Consider the following 2,482-nt stretch of genomic DNA (forward strand, 5'->3'; position numbering starts at 1 on the left):
GGCCAAGGGGGACCCTTCGGAGCGGTAATCGTGAAAGATGGTCGCATCGTTGCCGAGGGCGTGAATCGCGTCACCGCCACCCACGATCCGACAGCTCACGCCGAAGTGGCCGCCATCCGCGAGGCCTGTGCCAAGCTGGGCGCCTTCGAACTCAAGCAATGCGAGCTCTATACCTCGTGCGAGCCCTGCCCCATGTGTCTTGGTGCGATTTACTGGGCGCGCCTGGCTCGGGTGTATTACGGCAATCTCGCCGCGGATGCCTCCCAGATCGGTTTTGACGATTCTTTCATCTACCACGAATTCGCGCAGTCACTCCCTGAGCGTGCGATTCCCATGGTCCAGATGATGCGGGAACAGGCCCTGGCAGCCTTCCGCGCTTGGCAGAAAAAGCCCAACAAGATTCCGTACTGAACCACAAGTCCACACATGCCATTCCCATTAAGGACGACGGCTTGATCAACCGTTACTTCCGGCTGGCGGAAAACCAGACCAGCGTACGGCAGGAGTTTCTCGGCGGCCTCACTACCTTCGTAACCATGGCCTACATCGTCGTCGTGAATCCGGAAATTCTCTCTCAAGCGGGAATGCCCGTAGACGGCGTTGTCTTCGCGACATGCATTTCGGCAGCGGCGGCCACGCTGGCGATGGGGCTGGTCGCCAACTATCCCATCGCCTTGGCCCCGGGCATGTCGCTCAACGCTTACTTCACCTACTCGGTCTGCCTCAGCATGCACATTCCCTGGCGCACCGCGCTGGCCGTGGTCTTCTTTTCCGGGACAGCCTTCCTGCTTCTCACGGTTACGCGGGTCCGCGAACAGATCGTGAACGGGATGCCCGCCTGCCTCAAGCACTCGACCGCGGGTGGCATCGGCTTGTTTATCGCCTTTATCGGTATGCGGAACGCCAAGCTGGTCGTGGCGAACTCGGCCACCTATGTCGGCCTGGGCAGTTTTGGCGACCCGGCGGTGCAAACTGCCTGTTTTGGCCTGGCGGTGATGATTGTCCTGATGGCCCGCAAGATCAACGGTGCGATCCTCATCGGCATCCTACTCACAACTGTTCTCGGAATTGTGCGCGGAATCGCCTCCCGGCCTACGGGAATCCTTTCTCTGCCGCACCCCAGCTCCACCCTGCTACAACTCGATTTCCGCAGTGCGCTCCGCCTGGGCTTGCTGGAGATTCTGTTTGCCTTCCTCTTCGTCGATCTCTTCGACAACGTAGGCACCCTGGTCGGCGTCTGTGAGCAAGCAGGATTCATCAAAGAAGGCAAGATTCCGCGAGTCGGACGGGCCCTGATGGCAGATGCTATCGGCACTCTTTTTGGCTCGCTAACCGGCACGTCCACCGTCACCAGCTATATAGAAAGTGTCGCGGGCGTGACGGCGGGAGCGCGGACCGGCCTCAGCAACGTCTGTGTTGCGGCATTCTTTCTGGCTGCCATGTTTTGCTCACCGCTGGCCGCCGCCATTCCTGGCTACGCAACCGCACCGGCACTGATCCTGGTGGGGGCGCTGATGACGCAATCCATCGCTCGCATCGAGTGGCAGGACTTCAGCGAAGCCGTTCCGGCGTTCATCACCATGCTGGCGACGCCCCTCACTTTCAGCATCGCGACCGGCCTCAGTCTAGGGCTGATCTCCTATACAGTGGTTAAAATCGCGGCGGGCAGAATCCGGGACATCAACCTACTCGTGTGGATCCTGACCGCGCTCTTCATCCTGCGCTACATTTACCTGGGATGGACTTAGGGAGGCGGGCTGCAGGAGGTTTATGGCTGGGGCTGCCGCAATGGCTTGGCGCGATCAATCACCCACTGCGGAAAGACGGGAGCGCCCTGCGGAGGCTTCCCCATCGTGATGGCCCAGTGATCAAGCCAGCCGGTTCCTTCCTCTCCGACGTACGTGTCGGGCAGACTGTAGGCCGGATCCCCCAAGGCCTCGCCCAGAGCGACGAATCGATAACCTCGCTTGCGCATTACATCGAGCAACTCGCCGATATGGTCTGCCTCCAGCTGATTGGCATGGAGCAGCAGAATTTGCCGGGATTCATACCCCATGATCTGCTTCGACAGCTGTTCCGCATAGTCCAACACCGCGTCACTGTGGGATAGGTAACTGCGCACCAGCTCCTGTTGCAACGCCGTGTCCCCCTGCTTCTTAGCGTCATCGTAGACCGGAGCGTACATCCAGTCCCAGGCATCGAGGGTGACAGGAGCAATCCGGTAGCCTCGGTCCGCCAGAAACGCTTCCGCGTCGCGCCGGGTCCGGAGATCCCGTCCTGTATCCAGGAACGGATGACGGAAATACCTTAGTTTCATGTGGTACTCCGCCAGCAACAGGCGAATCACGTTCTCGCCCTGAATCACGTCGTCCTCCCAGGCCTTCAACCCCACCTGGTTAAGCGAGGAATGGCTGTAGGTGTGATTGCCAAGTTCGAAACCGAAATCCAGCCACAGGCGGAGAGCCCGGATTCGTTCGTCCAC

General features: G+C 60.0%; 3 protein-coding genes. 2 read left to right on the forward strand and 1 reads right to left on the reverse strand.

The window, feature by feature from the left end:
* Together VEG30_04915 and VEG30_04920 are read left to right on the forward strand one after the other, a co-directional pair.
* Positions 1-411 (forward strand): nucleoside deaminase (locus VEG30_04915; GenBank protein HXZ79250.1); only part of this gene is annotated, 411 nt, incomplete at its 5' end.
* A complete protein-coding gene (locus VEG30_04920; GenBank protein ID HXZ79251.1) occupies positions 378-1,748 on the forward strand; it encodes an NCS2 family permease in 1,371 nt (456 codons plus the stop codon). The genes VEG30_04915 and VEG30_04920, both read left to right, overlap by 34 nt.
* A 20-nt stretch (positions 1,749-1,768) precedes the next feature.
* Here VEG30_04920 and VEG30_04925 read toward each other — a convergent pair.
* Positions 1,769-2,482: polysaccharide deacetylase family protein (locus VEG30_04925; protein HXZ79252.1), on the reverse strand; the 714-nt coding region annotated here is incomplete at its 5' end.

The organism is Terriglobales bacterium, from assembly GCA_035624455.1.
GTDB lineage: Bacteria > Acidobacteriota > Terriglobia > Terriglobales > Acidobacteriaceae > DASPRM01.